At 48.2% G+C, this 19,618-nt stretch carries 11 protein-coding genes; 4 read left to right on the top strand and 7 right to left on the bottom strand.

Annotated elements, in window-relative coordinates:
• Nucleotides 1–8 precede the first annotated feature (8 nt).
• Both Q7U10_07420 and ccsA read right to left on the bottom strand, forming a co-directional pair.
• Nucleotides 9–1,355: a radical SAM protein gene (locus Q7U10_07420; protein MDO8282436.1), complete on the bottom strand. Its 1,347-nt coding sequence runs from the start codon at nt 1,353–1,355 to the stop codon at nt 9–11.
• Between the two features lie 165 nt (nt 1,356–1,520).
• Nucleotides 1,521–2,345 (bottom strand): cytochrome c biogenesis protein CcsA, encoded by an 825-nt coding sequence (gene ccsA / locus Q7U10_07415; protein MDO8282435.1) that lies wholly within the window; start codon nt 2,343–2,345, stop codon nt 1,521–1,523.
• Between the two features lie 134 nt (nt 2,346–2,479).
• Between ccsA and Q7U10_07410 the strand changes: the two genes are divergently transcribed.
• The 4 genes from Q7U10_07410 to Q7U10_07395 are packed head-to-tail and all read left to right on the top strand — an operon-like array spanning nt 2,480 to nt 6,529.
• The gene (locus tag Q7U10_07410) at nt 2,480–3,970 is read left to right on the top strand and encodes a radical SAM protein (GenBank protein ID MDO8282434.1); all 1,491 of its coding nucleotides are present in this window, start codon (nt 2,480–2,482) and stop codon (nt 3,968–3,970) included.
• Nucleotides 3,961–4,701, top strand: coding sequence for a glycosyltransferase family 2 protein (locus tag Q7U10_07405; protein MDO8282433.1), 741 nt, complete (start codon nt 3,961–3,963; stop codon nt 4,699–4,701). Before Q7U10_07410 ends, Q7U10_07405 begins: the two co-directional genes overlap by 10 nt.
• Nucleotides 4,698–5,960, top strand: a complete 1,263-nt coding sequence (locus tag Q7U10_07400; GenBank protein ID MDO8282432.1) for a phospholipid carrier-dependent glycosyltransferase — start codon at nt 4,698–4,700, stop codon at nt 5,958–5,960. The genes Q7U10_07405 and Q7U10_07400 overlap by 4 nt, the downstream gene beginning before the upstream one ends.
• Before the next feature lie 14 nt (nt 5,961–5,974).
• Nucleotides 5,975–6,529 carry a hypothetical protein gene (locus Q7U10_07395; protein MDO8282431.1) on the top strand — a complete coding sequence of 185 codons (555 nt, stop codon included), beginning with the start codon at nt 5,975–5,977 and terminating at the stop codon, nt 6,527–6,529.
• Here the strand turns inward: Q7U10_07395 and Q7U10_07390 are convergent.
• From Q7U10_07390 to Q7U10_07370, 5 genes are all read right to left on the bottom strand, one after another.
• Complete coding sequence (locus Q7U10_07390; GenBank protein MDO8282430.1) at nt 6,516–7,598, bottom strand: hypothetical protein; 1,083 nt, start codon at nt 7,596–7,598, stop codon at nt 6,516–6,518. The genes Q7U10_07395 and Q7U10_07390 overlap by 14 nt on opposite strands.
• A gap of 30 nt (nt 7,599–7,628) precedes the next feature.
• Nucleotides 7,629–7,919 carry a GIY-YIG nuclease family protein gene (locus tag Q7U10_07385; protein ID MDO8282429.1) on the bottom strand — a complete coding sequence of 97 codons (291 nt, stop codon included), beginning with the start codon at nt 7,917–7,919 and terminating at the stop codon, nt 7,629–7,631.
• A gap of 63 nt (nt 7,920–7,982) precedes the next feature.
• Nucleotides 7,983–9,356, bottom strand: a complete 1,374-nt coding sequence (locus Q7U10_07380) for a hypothetical protein (GenBank protein MDO8282428.1) — start codon at nt 9,354–9,356, stop codon at nt 7,983–7,985.
• 256 nt (nt 9,357–9,612) lie between these two features.
• On the bottom strand, nt 9,613–13,908 hold the full coding sequence (locus Q7U10_07375; GenBank protein ID MDO8282427.1) for a CxxxxCH/CxxCH domain-containing protein: 4,296 nt from the start codon (nt 13,906–13,908) through the stop codon (nt 9,613–9,615).
• A gap of 15 nt (nt 13,909–13,923) precedes the next feature.
• Nucleotides 13,924–19,575 carry a CxxxxCH/CxxCH domain-containing protein gene (locus Q7U10_07370; GenBank protein MDO8282426.1) on the bottom strand — a complete coding sequence of 1,884 codons (5,652 nt, stop codon included), beginning with the start codon at nt 19,573–19,575 and terminating at the stop codon, nt 13,924–13,926.
• Nucleotides 19,576–19,618: the final 43 nt, after the last annotated feature.

The following is a 19,618-nucleotide window of genomic DNA, read 5'->3' as shown; positions in this document are numbered from 1 at the left end:
AATTCCTACTATCTGTAACTAAATCTCTTTTTATTTACAGATTCTTTTGAATCTTTCCATTTATTATACGCAATCTTCATGCCATGCCGTACAGGTATTTGGGACATGAGTGAAAGGATGTGGGCATGAGGAAAGCCGGCCAATGGAACCTTGAACATATGGCGCAACACCCTCGGCAGGCTCAAAATTTCAAGCGCGCTTTCATAGAACTTTTGCTCACGCACCTCAGGCGTCATAGCGGGGTCAGGATGCTCGAAAAGCGCGTATGCGCCGGTATAATATTCCCAGCCAAGCTCCTTATAAAGATAAGGTTCATACTGCTCACGAAGTTTTGTCCCGGGATAAGGCACAACCAATGACGGATGCATGCTTACTCCGAGCCGGTCTGCAACCTCTATGGAACGCTTGAAATCATCAAGAGAATCCTCACGCGACCCAAGCATGTAAAACAGCGACACATCAATTCCATGATCCCTGAGAGTGCGCAGCGCTGCCTCGCGGTCAACACCGATCTTGCCGTCGGCTGCATATCCCTTCAACCCTTCGTCTGAGATGGAATCCCAACCGACCCACAGAGATAGCATGCCACTCTCACGGGCCGCGTTCAGCATTCGCTTCCCCGCAGGCGACTGCACAGGGCGGAGACTGCCGAAGCCCATCCACTTCTTGCCGCTTCCCTTGAGCGCTGTGAAGAGGTCTATCGCCCTCTGCTCCTTGCCTGCCCACCAGATGTTCTCGTCACCGTTTATATACATCTTCTCAGGAATAGCAGCCACATCGCGCACCACATGTTCAATGGGACGGAAACGTATCTTTGAGCCGTAGAAGGGTTTGACCGAGCAAAAGGTGCAGTTGTACGGACAGCCCCGGGATGTATTCACTATCCTGAATTGATGTTTGCGGCTACCTTGCAAAAGCCCGTAAAGAGGTGTGGGCAGGTCATCAAGAGAGATCTGTTCACCACGGTAAAACGGCTTCATCTTACCGGCGCGGAAATCACGCAGCACCTCAGGCCAGACAGATTCTGCCTCGCCTATCACCACCGCATCTCCATGATGCTTGGCCTCCTCAGGCATGGCAGAAGCGTGCATATTGCCGAAGACAACTTTAATTCCACGCGCCCGAAGCTTCTCAGCGATTCGATAACCCGGCACTGCCGTAGGAGTCAGGATGCTGATGGCTGCGAGGTCACACTCAAGCTTGTCAAAGGCATCAGGAGTGGCGCTGGCGCTGATCAGCTCGATCTCAATACTCGGATCAGCTCTACGTGTAAGCGCTGCCAGATATTCAAGTATCGGAGGCGCCACAGGCGTCCAGCCGAAAGGCAACGGAGGGAAGATAATCGCTAATTTCATTAGCAGCTATTAGCCATCAGCTTTTCATTTAATATCATTAACATTATTATTAACCTCCCCTACCCTGCTTAAAGCACCTACTGTTGGCCCCTTGGTAAAGAGGGGATTTACAATTCGCCCCTTTACAAGGGGAGATACAGAGGGGTTATCAGTTATGTCTGTTTTTTAGTGTTCAATACGGAACCCTGCATGAAACGTCTCCACAGTGAATGGAATTCCCCAGTAACTGATGATCATCGCTGCCAGCGCGATAAGCGCATACCACGCCAGCTTCCTGCCGCGCCAGCCGAAGGTCGCCCGCAAATGGAGATATATCCCGTACGTAAGCCAGGAGATAAGAGACCAGACCTCAACCGGGTCCCAGTTCCAGTAACTGCCCTTCACCGTATTCGACCAGAAGGCGCCGGATACTATCATGAGACCATACATGATAAAACCTCCGGCAACAAACCTGTAACTAAGATTTTCAATTATCTGAGTCTCCGGCAGTTGTTCATATATGCCGCCGGAATATTTATCTTTGAGCAGATACATCAAGCCCAAGCCCGCTGCTGCCAGAACTGAACCGAAGCCTGTTGCCGCGCCTATTATATGTACCCAGATCCACCAACTCTGAAGCGCAGGCACAAGATTTGTTGCCGCGTCTTTGATAAGTGTCCCTGCCCATCCCATGAGGACAAATGCTACCGGCATGATAAGCACGCCGAGAGGCCGTATTTTTTTTGTAGTGAATTGAAATATCAGGAAGATAAGCACCGCCACGAAGATTCCGAAGGTGATCGACTCGGATATCGTAATAAACGGTTCAACCCCTGTCTCCATCCAACGGCGTCCGATGGAAACAAGATGAGGGACAAACCCGGCAAGGGCGCTATACAGGCCGAATGTGAAGAGTTTCTCCTGCTTTGCAATAAGACCGAAGATATAACTGCATGCGCTAACGCCGTAGAGTCCCACAGCGATCCAAAAATACATGTATTCGAGCTTCATTTGATCACCTCAAAAAGATAACTTATTTAATTTCTTATTAAACCACAAATAAGCACACTAAGACAATTCCAAGACAGGCTGAAGCGTTCACTGGCAATTTTGACACAAGCCTATCAGGCATACCGGCAGCTCAAATGGCGGGTTGTGCCAAACATCATGATTATGATAATGTCAAGTATGCAAAACAATTTTCAGTACTCATGAACTGCCTGATACTCAACCCGCCTAGGCGAGACAATATAGTCATGGTAAAGGAAGGGCGTTGCATGCAGCGCAAAGGTGCCTGGGGCTATATCATGGCGCCTGTCACCATGGTCACCATAGCGACCTTGCTGCGAGAACGGGGACACACAGTCAATGTTATGGACTGCCCGGCGACATCAGACACGGTTCACACCATGCTGACAAATGTCCGTTCATTTGATCCGCACATTGTCTTTATTAACACGTCCACCCCCACAATTGAGGACGATATATATGCCGCGGCATGCATAAAAGAAGAGAGCCCTAACTCCATAGCTACTGTTCTCTTCGGCATCCATCCCTCATGCCAATATAAAGAAATTCTGCAAGCAGAAAACGGCGTGGACTACTGCATCATCGGAGAACCTGAATTCGCCGCCCGTGACCTTGTTGAAGCACTTGCTGGCGGAGACAAACTTCACAGCACACCAGGTATAGCCTTTCTTGACGATAAAGAGCAGCTGGTGGTAACGGCACCTCGTGAACCGATTAAGGATCTTGACGACCTGCCGGTTCCAGATTGGTCTTTCATCAATACTGAAAACTACCGTCTCCCCCTGAATAACGATAAGTTCCTGCTCGTCAACACAAACCGGGGTTGCCCCTACCGCTGTATCTTCTGTAATGCCTACGTTTACTACGGCCGCACTCCCCGCCGGCACAGTGCAGGTCGCATCATGCAGGAACTGCATAACAATGTAACACGATTCGGGATCACGAACTTCATGTTCTGGGCTGAGGAATTCATCCTTGACAAGAATTTTGTCAGGGAGCTCTGTCAGGCTATCATCAGATCGGGCTTGCAAATCAAATGGGTCTGCAATAGCCGGGTTGATGCCGTTGATGCCGAAACACTAAAGGCTATAAAAGATGCAGGCTGCTGGAACATCGCCTTCGGGATAGAATCAGGCGATCAAAACATTCTCAACCAGATCAACAAACAGACATCTCTTGAACAGATCAGCCACGCTGTCACCCTGGCAAAAAAAGCGGGATTGCAAGTAACAGGACATGTCATAATCGGCTTTCCTGCTGACACATATGCGACAATTGCAACTACCTCTAAATTCATTAATTCCCTTAATCTCGACTTTGTGCAATACTATTGTGCAATGCCGTATCCCGGGACGCAGCTTTATAATGATGCCGTACAAAACAGTTGGCTATCCGCAGCAGATTGGAGTCAATGGGAACACAACAGCTCTGTTCTTGACTATCCGCAGCTGACTGCCAGGGAGATCATGAAACTCCGCCGCAGACTCATGCTGCGCTGGTATTTCACCCCGAAAAGAATTATTAACACTCTGAAGAACCATATTAAACGCCCTTCCGACATCTGGGCGCTGATCTCAAAACTTTATGGATTCATACGATGGATGTAACAACTATAAGCAACCGTAGCGCGTGGAAGGTCACTGTCATTGTGCCTGCCCTGAATGAAGAGGCTACTATCAGACAGGTGCTGAACGACGTCAGGAACTACGCCGATGAACTATTGGTAATAGACGGCAACTCCATCGACCAGACAAGACAGATCGCTGAGGATATGGGAGTAACCGTTATCTGTGATAATGGCAGAGGAAAAGGCGCGGCTCTACGCCAAGGTCTTCAGGTTGCCTCCCATCCGATCGTGGTCTTTATCGATGCAGACGGGTCCCACGAGGCATCCGACATACCAAAATTAATTGAACCGATACGTAACGGTCAGGCAGACATCGTCATCGGTTGTCGCATGACCGGCGGCAGCGACGAACTATTTTCAGATGCCAAAGAATTTATCCGCCTGACCGGCAGCATGATCATTAACCTTGCCATCAATTATCGATGGAAATCGCGTTTGAGTGATACCCAGAACGGCTTTCGCGCGGTGGTTCGTGATATAGGGCAAGCCCTCAATATGAGAGAGGACAGCACCACCATAGAGCAGGAGATGACGATGAAGGCGCTGGCAAGAGGCTACCGTGTCATCAATGTCGCCAGCCACGAATACCGCCGTAAGGGAGGAGAGACTAAAGTGCGCGTAACCAGAGTATGGTTACGGTATGTAATAAATATTTTAAAACACATCATAAAGCCGGATGTAAAAAACAGCGGCACTGCATCTGAACAATGAATAAAGCACTCTCGAACGATTCACTATTTGTAAACAGTTGGAAACTTGCCCTGCTGATCCTGATCCTGGCTGCTGTTTTAAGATTGTGGGGGGCTTTTGAACTGAACGAATATATCGAAGATGAGGCCATCCACGTGCCGAATGCGATAAGCCTGGGCACATATGGCACAACCGACAACTGGAACTGGCAGCACCCCCAGTTGAGCGGCCTGATCATGTATGGCACCATTCTAATTTTTGGCGATAACCCTGTCGGTTGGCGGAGCAGCAATATATTCTTCGGGACAGCCTCTGTTGCCTTGATCTTTCTGATTGGGAGCCTGCTATATCCCGGCAGCGCAGTTCCACTCATCTCCACCGCACTGCTTGCGTTTGATCCGTACCATATCTATCTTTCCCGCACTACGTTCATGGAAATACCGGTTACTTTTTTCTTTTTGCTCTATCTGTATCTACTGCTTGAATATACTGAAAACAAACGGCCAGTCCTGCCGCTGGCAGGTATCGCCATGGGACTGACTATGGCTCTTAAGGCCTATTTTGTCTTTGCGATCCCGCTGGTGGTGATGTACGCATTGTATAGAATTCGCCAACGTGGAGAACTGACCCGCCCGGTCATTACAGATTTTACAGTTTCGCTCCTGTTATTGCCTTTTGCCGTCTACCTCCTGTCCTACTCCCAGTGGTTTGGCCGTGGCTATACGTTTTTTGAATTCATTCAGATGAAGATGGATGCAGTCTGGGGATTGCAGCGTATGAGCACTTTTGTCAACAATGCCTTTCTGGAGGCCGGAGGTAAACCGTGGGAATGGTTCATCAAGCCGATGTTTTGGGGGCACCAGAGGCTGCTGAACAATGAGGAAGGGGTCTTTCTGCTGCAATCCAATAATCCACCGTTTCGCTTGCTCGTCCTGCCGTCATTATTCGCCGCATCCGTCTATGCGTGGAAAAAACATTTGTCACGGGAACTGCTTACGCCATTGCTGTTTGGTAGTTGCTATCTGCTGGTACTCGTGGCGCAGCGTCCTATGTTCAGTTATTCTTCTATAGCTTTGCTTCCCTTTGCCTATCTTGCACTTGCCCGGGCAGTGACACTATGCGCCATAAAGATGAAAAAAGAAATCGTGGTCTACACATGTTTCCTCTCAGCCACACTCATCTGGGGAGTATACATGTTCCCCCTTGTTTCGGCGCGGCTCGTTCCCCTTGTCCCCTTTCGTCCCATACTTTCCATGGTCAGATATATGGGTAACTTCTGATGCCTTTTCGAAACTTGAGCATAACGGCAATTATGCTGTTCTTCTTCTGCGTGCTTGTATGGACTTTTACATATGGGCCAGCTAAAAGGTCATTTATCATTCCTGACAAGACGGTTGCGGTCAAATCAGCAGAGGATATTGACAGTATTTGGCACTCATCCGGTGTTCATGGCAGAGTAGCGGTTCTCTTTACCCGTCACCTGAACAGGCAATTTTCAGGCATTGCTATTCCGGAAACGGACTACCTTGACAGAGCCATGCGTCATGGCATCGTGAGAACAGCCTACCATATCGTTCCAGATATATTTTGGTCTGAAGTTGTATTAGAGATAATGGCAAGGCAAGAGTTAATTGTACCGCTTATTGCTACTGATACCGGATATATTTTTTTACATGAGGGAGGACGCGTACACGTCATGCCTCTCTCAAAATATATCCCCGGGCAGGAGAAGGCACTGGTGGTTATTGAGCCGGGAGTGTGGACTCAAAAAGAAGATTCCAGGATAGACGGCTTCATAAAGTCCGGGCAGCTGTCAACGGATCTCGTGTTGATCATCAACGGGAAGTGACCGGGCCTTTTCTCCGCACCATCCTGCCGACAGTCGTAATTATCATCCCTGCCAAAGCAACCCAGAGGGATGTCAGCACGATCGGCTTGCCCGGTTCATAGCTTACCTTCATACCAACCCAGTAACGCACCTCTTTGACTGTCAGAAAATACTCTCCGGCAGCAAATGATTCGCCGATAGCTGCCATGCCTTCTGCTAACGGCTTGTCAAGATTAGGAAGGCCTACTTCATTAAGTGGATATAGAAGGTAGTGAACATCCCCTGCACGCTCTTTGACCTTCGATGGAATATACTCGGTCTTCAAGGCAAAGATCGTTTCCGGAGGAGCAGGAAACGGGATAACATCCTTCTTGACCTTACCTTCAACTTTGAAGCCGGTAGAATACTCAAACATGTCTTTCCCTAACACTATGCTCTGCAGTGGGACATGCGCTCCATACAGATCCTGCCCCCTTTTGTCAGAGAGCATTATTAGTAAAGAATATCCTTCTTTATCGTTAAAATAATCGAAACCTCGATGGGTCAATTTATGAGTTATGTAAATAATTCCCTGCTTTTTGTTGTTCTCTTCTCCAACTGATATTTCATAGGCAGCGCGTTTATCGTTTCCCGAAACTTTATAATCAGCGTGCATTTTAATAAGAGATGTTTCTCCACGGAGTTGCGAAAAATTGAAAAAAAGCCCTTTTTCGACACTATCATAACTTTGCAAGTCACCGCTGGGGATTGATTCGCCTTCAGTTAACCTGATGTCCCCACGAAAACAGAACAGGGTATTGTAGACAATAGCAAGGAACATACAGACAAAGCTTAAGTGAAACAGGATCATCCCGAAGGAAATGACCGTCACCCGCCGTCCCCAGATCCTGCCAAAAAAGCAGCAGGCTACATTGATAACCAGCAGAAACAGAAGTCCGTTAAACCAGAGCGAATTAAATATCAGCATCCATGCTTCAGCGCCGCGCCATATCGTAACCCCTGACAGGCAGCAGGCAAGAATAATGACCAGAAGCGCCATAGCCAGCTTATAGGATGAGAGGAATTTATATATATTGTTTAGTATGGTCATGCCGTCATTCCTGCGAAAGCAGGAATCCAGTTATAATAAAATGTTTTCATATAAATCATTCCATTCAGGATTCTCTTTTTCAATAAGTTCCAATTTCCAGATCCTTTTCCATTTCTTTATCTGCTTTTCTCTGGTGATAGCTGCTTCTGGTGATTTATGGTTTTCATACCATATTAATCGGTGAATATTATGTTTTTTGGTAAATCCATCAACAAGATTATTCTTATGCTCATAAACTCGTTTAATAAGGTCAGAAGTTATACCTGTATACAATGTGCCATTTCTCTTATTGGAAAGAATATATACATAGAAATCCTTCATATAATATTCTGGATTCCTGCTCAAAAGACCGCAGGAATGACAAAACTACATTAGGTAACCAGCCTACAACTTTTCAACTTTCCACCAGAACTCATTGCCATCAAGGACAATATAGGCTACAGATTTTCCGTCATCAACAAAAATCGGTTGAAAAACCATGTCGTAATACCGATGCTGGCGTATAATTTTCCCGTTCAGGTCAGATATGACAATAAACCGCTTTCCCGATTGTCTCGCGCGATACACAAGAAATTTACCATCAGGGCTGAAGACCGGTGAAACTATCTTGTCAAACTTTATGCCTTCATTCCCATCCACAACAATATACTGCCGCTCTTCATTATGATTAACCGCAATAAACGCATAATGACGCCTGTCTTTGCTGCTGACAAAATCTGATGTGTAGCCGTAACCTTTTCCATCTTTATTCTGCTTCTGAAATGCGCGATGGAGGCGTGCCTCAAAAACATCGCCGATAATGACGCCGACAGATTCCGGATCAGACAATACTAACGGCTCTGATAAAAATTCATCTCCCACCGGGATCTGTTCTTCCCTGCCATTGCAGACAATGTATCTCTGTTTTTCGCTTTTGAAATAGGTATATGCCCACGAACGATTATCCGGGGAAAACCTCAAATGAGTTATAGTCCCATCATATTTGCTGTCAGAAATAACGGTGCGATTCAAAAAATCTATTACCTTAACGCTGCCTTTACCACCTTCGGAACAAACAACCGCAAGCAGTGAGGTGTCATCATTAGGAACGATATACTCTCCGCAGGAATCGAATACCTTCTTATTCTTTAATTCAATATCTGTGATGATAAGTTGTTTACTGTTGCCATCAGGAGACTTGATGGAAAAAGCAAGGGCGCTGGAATCAGGGCTTATGACAAGACCTTGCTCCATTCGATAATCATGGTTGACCTTATTGTCAATGACAATATATCTGTTATCGCCTTCAGTAACAGTTGACAGATGATGCTTACCGTCAGGAGTAAACCAGTGGTTGTCATTTGCACCAAATGGAAGTCCCTCCTTACTATCAATAACCATCTTGTAGGTACTATCAGAAATGCGTGCAACGTAAGCAACCCGCTTTCCGTCACTGCTGATGCTCAACTCACTAATGGCAAGATACGGATTGCCGGTTTTGCCGTTATGAACTACACGGAATTTATCCTTAACAGGTTCAATATAAACAACTCCTGAACCGTCCTTTGTAAATTCGATCGTAGAATTATGCGTCTCTTGGCGCGCCTGCTCCATTTCCGGGGATAAAAATGCTGCTGAAACAACCGACAGCTTTCTTGATACTGTCGTATCAATGGGCTTGCGCGATTTTTCGGGCGGCTGTGTGGAAGTATTACAGCCTGAAACAAACAATACCGTAACAGCAATAATAAATGTAAATATCAGCCTCATGTAACCCATACAATAACCTCTCGAAATATTATTTGAGACTCTTGCAAATGTCTTAGTTTGTCATTCCCGAGTTCCTTTATCGGGAATCCAGTTTCTTTGAAAAACAAAGACTTCTGGATACCCGCCTTCGCCAACAGTAGGTGTCTTAAGCACGGGTATGACGACAAAACAACTTCTTCTATTATACGTTTCATTACCAGAAAAAAAGCCCCACCTGCATTGAGGTGGGGCTTTTACAACTTACAAAACTACATCAGTAATATGATCAGTATGAACCACCCGGTGAGTATGGGGTATGCTTACCTGTCTGACCAGAACAAGAGCCATTAGTAAGATCGCCTGTTCCGGCACAAGAGGATTGACCTCCGGCAAGGGTAAACTGGCCCGGGCCTGCAAGTGTCGCACTATAAGGACGAGGTGATGCAGTTGCAAAATTAGCTACGTTACGCATAAATGCAACCGGCCGCATACCAGATATAGTACCCCATGCCCATGCTGCGCCTGTTGTCTGCATCCCATTGAAGCCGTGAATATCCTGAGCCTTGATAGGTCTGACCGGTGTTGTTAAAGCGCTAAAGTGGCAGTATCCGCAATTACTTATAAAACTATTGACTCTGGTCGTGCCGACCGCATAGGCTGAGCCGGGATTGTGATCTCCGTTGGTGGTATCGATCTGTGCAGTTGTTGTATTTGGAGTAGTAGTCCCACCATGACATGACAGACACAACACAGGAGTCGCAACCATAAATGTACCACGCACGTTATCTGTTTGAGCAGTACCGTGTGCCGTAATAGTACGATTCGTTAAGCTCGGCAACGAGCCTGCGGCAGTAGTTACGGTATGGCAATCATCACAGACGAGAACAACGCTGTTTGCCGCGACACGTGGCGTTGCGGTATTGCCAACTTGTGTATTAGCATCCCTTGTTGTTCCAATATTATTATATGGAGAAGCGAGCCGTGTTGAATATGGATACCTCCTCGAGTTCGGAGCGCCTACAGGATGCCGTGAAGAGTTGGCTGCGGCAAACTGGGTGCTTACATCGATGAGCCCATTAACGGCTGCAGCGCCGTTAATTACGGAATATCCGGTGCTTATGCCGCCAAACGGCTGTGTAGCAGTACCGGTACCGCCGTTGTTCGATCGTGCGGTTGTATTGGTAGCGCCATTACTGTCATGACATTTCATACAGAACTTAACCGTGATAACTTCAGGAATTGTGTTACCCAAGGTCGTCGTACGGGAGCCGGCAGCATATGATATCGAGTACTTAGTGAAGGTAAATGCACCGCCGCTATTATTTGTGATCGCAGTCTCACCAGCCCCGTCAGGATCACGCAGGTCTATGTTGCCATTAGGAGCTCCGGAATGATAGGCTGTCTTCGCGACTGCTGAACCTACGCCGGAAGTATACGCACCTTCAAGATGACAGACGATACAATCAGCATCGGTCACAGTTCCACGTGCGGATTTCTTATGTCCCCATGCCAAACCGAATTCACCAGAAGCGCCGGTGATAATACTACGAGTTCCCTGTGCCGAGGCATGGCAGTCAACGCAGCCGAGTGAGGTGCCCCAGGTTGATGAACCGTGGCAGCCGGGTGTTGAGCATGTGCCTGTAGCCTGCGTATATCCAAATGTCCCAGACAGGTTATATACCCCGTTGTTATGTGTTGCAGGATCAACTGTATATGAACCTGCAGTCCCTGATACACCTGTATGGCACGTTGTACATGCAGTAGCTTTGTGTGTAACGCCATAGCTTGCGCCATCACCGTGCGTATTACGTTTAGGGCTATTGTTTGTGTAATTAGGCCTGCCATCATCTAAGGCCGTGCCATGACAACTGCCGCATGTAGCGGTTGTTCCCCATGTTATCGATGTGTTGGACGGAATTGTGCCGGAGAGAACACCTACTCCGCTGCTATGGCAATAAGTGTTGGTACATCCCGTATAAGCAGCAGGTATGGTTGTCTGTGTCCAGCTTGTGCCTTTAACATATACAGCCCCGGATGTTCCGTTAATAGAGCCAGACATCTCAATGGTGTTGTTACGGTGTGTATAATTCGCGCCTGTTTCAGTTGCTGGCACAGCATGGCATACTGAACATGCCTTGCCATAAGTATTTACATGTTTATTATGAGAACCGGGGAACTTGCCATCCGGAACATTACGCGCTGTGCCATCTGTAAGTGTGGCTCCATAGCCATGACAGCCGGCGCATGATGTAATAGTTGACGGGTCAGCGCTTAGTGTGATCGCATTTGAGTTCAATGTAAGGCCTGTCTGTCCGGCATCAGGGCTGACAGCGCCTACAGATGTGATACTTGACTGAACGGTCTGGGTCGCGCCTGCCGGCAGATCATAGACAATATATATGTACCTCGGAGTTGCGTTAGTTACTGTTCTGTCACCTGCGGTTCCCTGATTCAGGGTTATCGTTGTGGGAGCGCCTGTCCATGAAGAGAGAGTCCCGATGAGCACCGCTGTTCCGGGAAGCGTTGCAGAGCTTGTTGTATCAATATACGCCTTTGCGGTCCTGGCTCCGGTTGCAGTGCCGAGGTCGTCAATGCCGAGAGAGTTAAGCTCAAGCTGATTGTCCTGCGCGCCTGCGCTGCTGGTTGCGCTCGAAACCTGAAAACGCTGCATCAGAATGCCTGTTCCGCCTTCAAGCTGAGGACTTGCAGCTATTGCTGTATTTGATGCCGTACCTGCATCTTCATGCGGCAGATCAATAATGGTAAGCCTTGTTGGATTGGATGCGTCTGATATAGTGCCCTGCACATCAGGAGACGTAACCGTAACAGCGGTTACAGAGGTATCAATTGTCTGCGCCAAAGTAGCGCCGCCTGCGATATCAACTAAAATCAGGTAGTTTGCCGCTGTTGTTGTAAGGTTTTCAGTAAAGCCCGTAAAGCTTACTGATGCACCGGGTGTTCCGGTCGAAAGCAGCGTATCAGTCCCGGGCTCATATGTCCCTGCAACCCCGTTATCTTTATATAGCCTGACGCCCGAGATGTTTGCACTGTTTGTAAAGCTTGAAGTAACACCGGTTACATCTGCCAGGCCATCCAGGGTATTGACTGCGACCATCGTAAAGCTGTCAGCTATATTATTTGTACTGCCGCGGCCTGCGTTAGCATTCGCTGGGTCAGTACCATCTGCGACATTCACTGAATCACCTAGTACCCCGCCGATGGCCCAATAGATTAAGTTACGGGCCGTGGCGTCTGAGGTGGTCCAGTTTATCGTAAATCCGTCTGTGTTGAAGGACGTAAACGTGGCCTCGCCGTAGTTAGTTACAGTGGCGTTAGTATTTATGCCCATCTTCATAATATTCGTGTTATATGTAAATGTGTTGGTGTCTGTTGTGGCGATTGACCGATAGTGCATCCATGTCGAACCGGATGTTGTGCCGTCTGTGGCGCCGATGGAGAGGTTTGAGGCCGGGTTGGCACTGGCGCGGGCCGTGGCCGCTGCCACGTTGTCGCTCTCGCTTAAAAGCATCAGGCCGCTGGGCTGGAATCCTAAGCCGGTGACGCTCTGCGCGCCTGCCGCTGTGTTTTTATTGAACGTGCCCATTTTAAAAAGTCCGCCCTTGAGGGCCAAATAAATATAATTAGAAGCACCGCCTGTTTGTGTGAAGTTTAAGGTGAATCCGTCAGCGTCCATGGAGGTGAAGGCTGCCTGTTGGTCAAGGGCGTTACGCCTGAGCCCTGTAATGGCCTGCGCCCCGGACCATGCATGAGCGTTTGATAGCGCGGTCTGAGCATCTCTGGCAGACCAGCCTATTGACGCTTGTGATGTGGCAGACGACATGAAGCCTATCGTCTGCGCGCCCTCAGCGACAATTGTGTCCCATGTAACTCCGGTCCTATTGCCCGCAACAAACAACACCGCGTCCGGTTGAAAGCCAACCCCTGTGACCGCTGCTGAGCCTGCTACAGCAGGTCCGGCAAAGGTGCCAACCCTGGCATCCGTTATATCCGCGCCTCCGATAGCCATATAGTGTATCTGGTTGGCCTGCGCCTCGTTGGTTTGCCAGTTAAGGGTGAAGCCGTCAGCTCCGAATGCAGTGACCGAGGCCCTGGCAACCATCGGCGTGCCCGTAGCGCCGGGATTAAGTATAACGATAGAGTATGTGATTGACTCCATGAAATTGTTGTCAGTTGTCGCCAGATTATCCCTTGCCGCTGCGGCAACTGATCCCTGAGTGATTGTCGGCAAGGCAGCGGCATAGCCGTAACCTGTGGAAATGCCGGCGTTGTTCGCGTTAAATGTGTTCTGCCTCGTCCACCAGAACACCACAGCCTTGGGCTGGAACCCCACTCCGGTGACAGCCTGCGCGCCGGTGGCCGTGTTCTTTACAATAGTGCCCTTCTTTACCAGCGGCATCGCATCTGCAGATTTCAAGCCGATCCAGCCCTGAAGCATAAAGATACTTAATATTATAGTGAAGATCAGCACGAGACTGATCTTGGGCTTCCTCAAGTTCATGCCTCCGGTCTTTTTATCTTTTGTCCCTCTCATGTTGATCTCCCTCACTTTTATAATTTTCATATTCTACCCCTCACTCTAAAATGCTTCCCATACCGGGGTTGTGCTGTAATGACAACTAATGTTCGAGCAGGTCTTCGGATTCACCAATGAAGACGTCGCGCTCACACCGTTATAAGTCGGGTTGGTTGAGCTCATCAAGGCGATGCTGGTGCCTGAAGCTCCGCCGTATTTATATGTTCCGTCGCCAAAGTTAATAGAACGTACTGTGCTGCCGCCTGTTGAATGGTTGCCGCCCGTGTTAGTATGACAGGTTCCGCAAACATTGGCAGGCTCGCCTGTACCAAAGGTCTGGTTTGATGTTGAAAGAACATATGTGATAGCAAGCCTTGTCTTAATATGATTTATATGCTCTGCGTGCGCGCCCCATCCTTCATTTGTCGGGTCGTCCCTATGGGGAAGTTTGCCCCAGGTGCCGCCTGTCCAGACACCGCCGGCATAGTTTGATCCGGCATTATCATAATCATGGCATCCGCCGCATCCGCCGCCGGCAGCGTCAACTAAACCATTGATATGCAGAGAAGGATCCAGGAAGGTTCCGTCATTATTCAAATGTGTATGACAGCCGATACAATCAGCTATCACCATACCGCCGGCATGGCTCGATGGAGGTGACGCATGACACTTATTACAGTCACCGGCAAGGCTTGGCGTGCCGCTGAGATAAGCTGTATTTATCCATGAGACTGCTGCATTGGCAGTAGTAGGACTATAGCCGCCCCATGATTTACCATAATGGCAATATGTATTTGTACAGCTCGGACTTGCATAGTTCGGAGCTGTGGTTGAACCCACGTTAGTTGAGGCAAGTGTGCCAAAGGTCAATTCAGCAGGAAGAGTTGAGTCTATATGCCCTGATGCATTGACTGATGCAGGAACCGCATGGCACTCATTACAGGCTATATCACTACTGTAATTGCTTACTGAGTTAAGATGCGAATTATGCGCTCCTACCTGACTGTCAGTATCAGAGGCTTCGCCATTAGTGTCAAGCCCTGTGCCGTTAAAGCCGGGCGCTGCTGTAGCTGTCATCGAAGCATACTGGACTGATGTCGTGCCGACAACACCATGACACTTCACACATGTAGCGTCAGTTGTCTGTGTACCCCACTTCACAGTCTTTGTCCCATGGCATTTTGTCGTACATGTGCCGCCGTCAGATACATATGAATATGTAGTCACACTTGCGCCTGAAACATCATAAGCCTTGTTAAGATGCTTTGAAGTATCAGAGATAGTGTTAGAGCCGGTGACCGTGCCGCTATGGCAGTCAACGCAGACATAGCCAGAAGTGGTCACATGCTGTGCGTGCGTATTGGTCTTAGGTGAATTGTTTGTATAGCTCGGTCCTGTTGATATGCCGCCTGTATGACAACCAGCGCAATCCTTGGTACCGCTCCATGATATTGCCGAATGTGTTGCTGAAGCAACTGTGAATGTTGTGCCAGCGCTGTGACAATAGGTATTGGAGCACTGAGTGCTTGCCCATGAGCCGCCTACTGAAGAAGCGTCAAAGTCAACATTCCTTGTGCCGTTCACATGTGTTGTTGTATAGGTGCCGTTAAGAGTAGCTGATGTTGTTGAATCCGCTGTTACAGCTACATTAGTATGACACTTGTAGCAGGCGTACTTGTAATTCGCCGCTGTGCCGACATGCTTGGTATGCGGCGTAGACGCAGGCGGTGTAGCCGCTGCGACTCCATGACATGTGCCGCAGGCTGCTGTGCCGCCCCATGCGGGATTCGTATAAGTAGATGGTGTTGCCTTGCCGTCGCTGTGACAGTTATTGGTAGAACAGCTTCCATATCCGCCGCCCGAAGCATGGTCACCCGGTGTGGTGCCTCCGGAATAGGTGCCAGAAGCTAATGTGACATTTATAGTGTTGTTTGCATGTACAGAAGCGTTTGTTGTGCTTGCTGTATAGCCGGTGTGGCAATTCGAACATGTCATACCATATGAATTTGCATGTTTAATATGGCTTGCGGTGCCAGATGCGCTTGTCATATCAACATGACAGCCTGCACAGCCAAGCGTTCCTGCGCCCCATAATGGCGACTTATATGATGAAGGAACTCCGACCCCGCTTGCGCCCTGTGCATTACTGTGGCAATAAAGTGTCGTACATGTCTGATACGATGAACTCGGAGCCAAGTTGTTCTTAGTACCGGATGCTGCTGAGTTGTATTGTGCGCTCGTTCCAAATAGCGCGCTTGAAGTATTCAAACCCCATTGTACTGTTCCGCCAACATGTCCGCCACCGCCTGCGCCGTTAGCTCCGTGACAATCTGAACAGGCTATATTCACCTGAGTGCTGCCCGCATGACGTGCATGGTTGCCAAGTGTAGGCGTATTAGCTGCTGTTGCCTTATGGCAATTACCGCATGCGACCGTCCCATTCCACTGAGCAGTGGTTGAAGTGCCGTCAAGTGTTGCTCCGTGACAATATAAGGCTGAGCAGTTAAGGCCTCCGGTACCTGCAACATCATTATAGCTTACACCTGTCTGGCCGCTGTATGTTCCAGATGTTGAGCCAAAAGCGCTAAATCCGATATTAATATCTCCCTGTCCCGGCAAAGCAGTACTCTCATGAGGCATTACAGAGCCGGTATGGCAAGTATAACATCCATATCCAAGTGTGGTGTAATGAGTATTATGCGCTCCAACAGTCACAGAACCTGTTGTATTTGGACTGCTGGCAAGCGAACCCGCGGGAGTACCTGCTCCCGGAGGATTACCATGACAGCTTCCGCAGTCAGGAGGCATAAATCCGACTTTATGCTTGTGACAGGCTATGCAGTCAGTTGCATTTGCGTTCTGATGATTATTGGTTACAGATTCTGAAACATAGGTCACCTGATCATACGCATGAACTACAACACCATTCACTCCAGAGACATCATATGTATGGCACACCTCACAGATCCTGTTTGAACTCGTTCTCGTAGCATCTGAATCATCACCTAACACTCCGGATGTTCCTGAGACTGCGCTGATTGTAGTAAAAACAATAGACTGACCGTCACCGGGCAATGTTCCTGATGCCGGATTAGGCGTTGTAATGGAACTGCTGATCTTCTTTATGTTAGTCGCGTCAGATGTAGTATGGCATGTCGTGCAGTCAAACTCACCGTATCTGCCGCCCGGAACACCCCATCCGCCGGATGATGACCACTTGGTTGAGCCTGTATTTATTGAGTTATGCAGGATACGGTTACCCACTGTTGTTGTTGCAGTTGCGTCAGCAGGAGATGTATGACCGGTAGCTGTCACACCTATCGTAGTGATATTGATCTCATCAAGTACAGCTCCAATCTTTGAGGTTACTGTAATTGTAACACTGCCTTTCTGTCCCGGAGAGAGAGTCTTGCTCGGAAGACTTAGTGTTGAAGGGAGAATAAAGTTAGCTGAATTTGTTTCACTGTCTATATTTATATTATATATTACTGCTGAACACCCTGACCCGGTGTCAGTATTCTGCACTGTAACAGTATATTGAATGTCTCCACCGATTGCCACATTACCTGAGTCAGGCCCAATGATAAGATATGGCACATTTGCATTGCAATCTACAACATTTATGAATGTCGTAACATTATTGGAATTAACAACATTCAGATGATTTGGATCAATACCGTCATAGTTTACATACGTCAGGCTCTGCCCTGTTGTCTTGCCGGCAGTAGCTGTAACAGTAACTGTCCTGATAGTCTGCGCCCCCGGCGCAAGAGTAGCAATTAAAGAACTCAATATGGGAGCATCAAAGTTATTGCCACCATCAGTATCTGTTACAGTGAAATCAAAAGTTGTATCTCCGCATCCACCGTTATCATTATTAATAACCGTTAATATGTAATCTTTTGTGCCGCCGTTAGTAGTGATAAACCCTTGAACAGCTCCTGTGTCAGTTTCCAGTGTTAAAGTCGGGTCATTGCGCGTACAAGACGCCAGAGTTGAAAAACTTCTTGGCGTTGTCCATGCGGTTGCATTTCCAATGACATCCCGTGCCTTTACGCGCCAGAAATATGTCGGGCCGCTTGCAAGAGTTGGCGCATAGCTTGTGCCTGCCTGCCACCCGCCTGTCTGAGGAGCGGAAAAGCCCGGATCTGTATCAACTTCAAAATAATATTCAATAGAACCGCTTCCGTTATCTGTTGCTGTTGTAGAATCGACTGTAGTGCTGGTCGGCAGATCTAATGCCTCATCAGCAGGGCTTGAAGCGGCAAGTCCAGCAGGAGCCGCTCTGTCAACCAATACCTGAAAAGCGGATGTCACAGTAGACTCAGTCCAATTGAGATTGTCCTTGGAATAATACCTAACATCAAGCCAACATTCATTGCCGGCTCCGCAGGCAGACGTCATAGTGTTCCCGCCAAGAACAACCGGTGTACAGCCTGTGCCGAAACATCCATATATGCCTGTTGCCGCAGTAACGCCAGAACCGCCATCAACCGGGTATAGTGTTACAGTATCTTCTGTTGAAACCCAATTAAATGACACCAAACTATCAGTTGTTATTGGAACAGCAACATCCACTGTCCTTGCCTGTGATACGCCGGTGCCATAGCCAGGTGCTGAAGATGTCCCGCGTATATTAAGTGTAAGAGAACCGGTAAGACCAGTCGGGCTTCCGGTGCAGGTCCATGGTGAGCTTGAGCCTGTAAGTACACCCGTAACCCATGTTGAGCCGTTCGTTGTATATTCACACCCTGTCACTGTTGATTCAGCATCCGTAAGTATTGCCGTGATAACAGGTGCGCTCGTTGTGTATGATGTGGGGCCATTAGTATATGTCGGATCCACATTCACAGTGCTGACATTCGGAGGTGTGGAATCGACAGGGGCAACTTGAATGCTCATTGCTGTCATTGAATCGAATGCGGCAGCATTGCTCTCTGTATGCTGGGAGCCGTCATTAGCGGTAGTCAGCAGATTTCTGTCTCTAATATACATTGTTGCTGTTGGACCACTCGTAACAATACTCGCAGGAGCAACTCCTGCAGTAGTCCAGCCTGTAGCCCATGTGGTAATTGTGCGGGCAGTTACGTTTGCAGTACTTCTGGCAAGGTTAACGATCTCTATCGCCTGGTCATTTACATTTATTGTCAGGGTCGGACTAAAAGGGCCTACAGCTGTTGAGGCTGCAACGCTATTAAAATTTTTGGCATCAGTATAAGGTGTGCCTGTCTGATCCACGCCTGCATAAACCGCTGCATAAACCCAGTTATAGTAAGATGTGCCGCCTGAGATGGTGACATTAAGAGCTGTGCCTGAAGCGGCCTGTATACCGGCCTCATTCAGGTAATAGAGATATGTATGGTTCCAGGTAACAGTAGAAGACCCGTCACCGGCCGCTAATGTAAGAGGCTGTCCGCCATAAGTGATGCTGCTCACTGTCTGCGCAGTGCCGACCGCGGTTTGTGTGGATGATATAGCCACAACCAGCAGGCGGTTAGTGCCAGCGGCTACCGTGTAAGCGGCATTTATTGTGCCGGCAGGATATGCGACAGCGGCATACTGTGATGCCCAGTTAGACGGTTTCGATATAGCAGCCTGAACGATTTTTGGACTATACCAACCTTGAATGCTGAAAAACATAGTGAAGACCAGCACGAGACTGATCTTTGCCATCCAGTTCATGCTACTGACCTTATTTGATATTATCCTTCCCATACTGATCTCTCCTCACTTTGTATTCTATTTTCAATTATTATCA

It is taken from the genome of Thermodesulfovibrionia bacterium (assembly GCA_030646035.1).
In the GTDB taxonomy this organism is placed as follows: Bacteria; Nitrospirota; Thermodesulfovibrionia; order UBA6902; family UBA6902; genus JACQZG01.
This window is presented reverse-complemented; position numbering and strand designations above follow the sequence as displayed.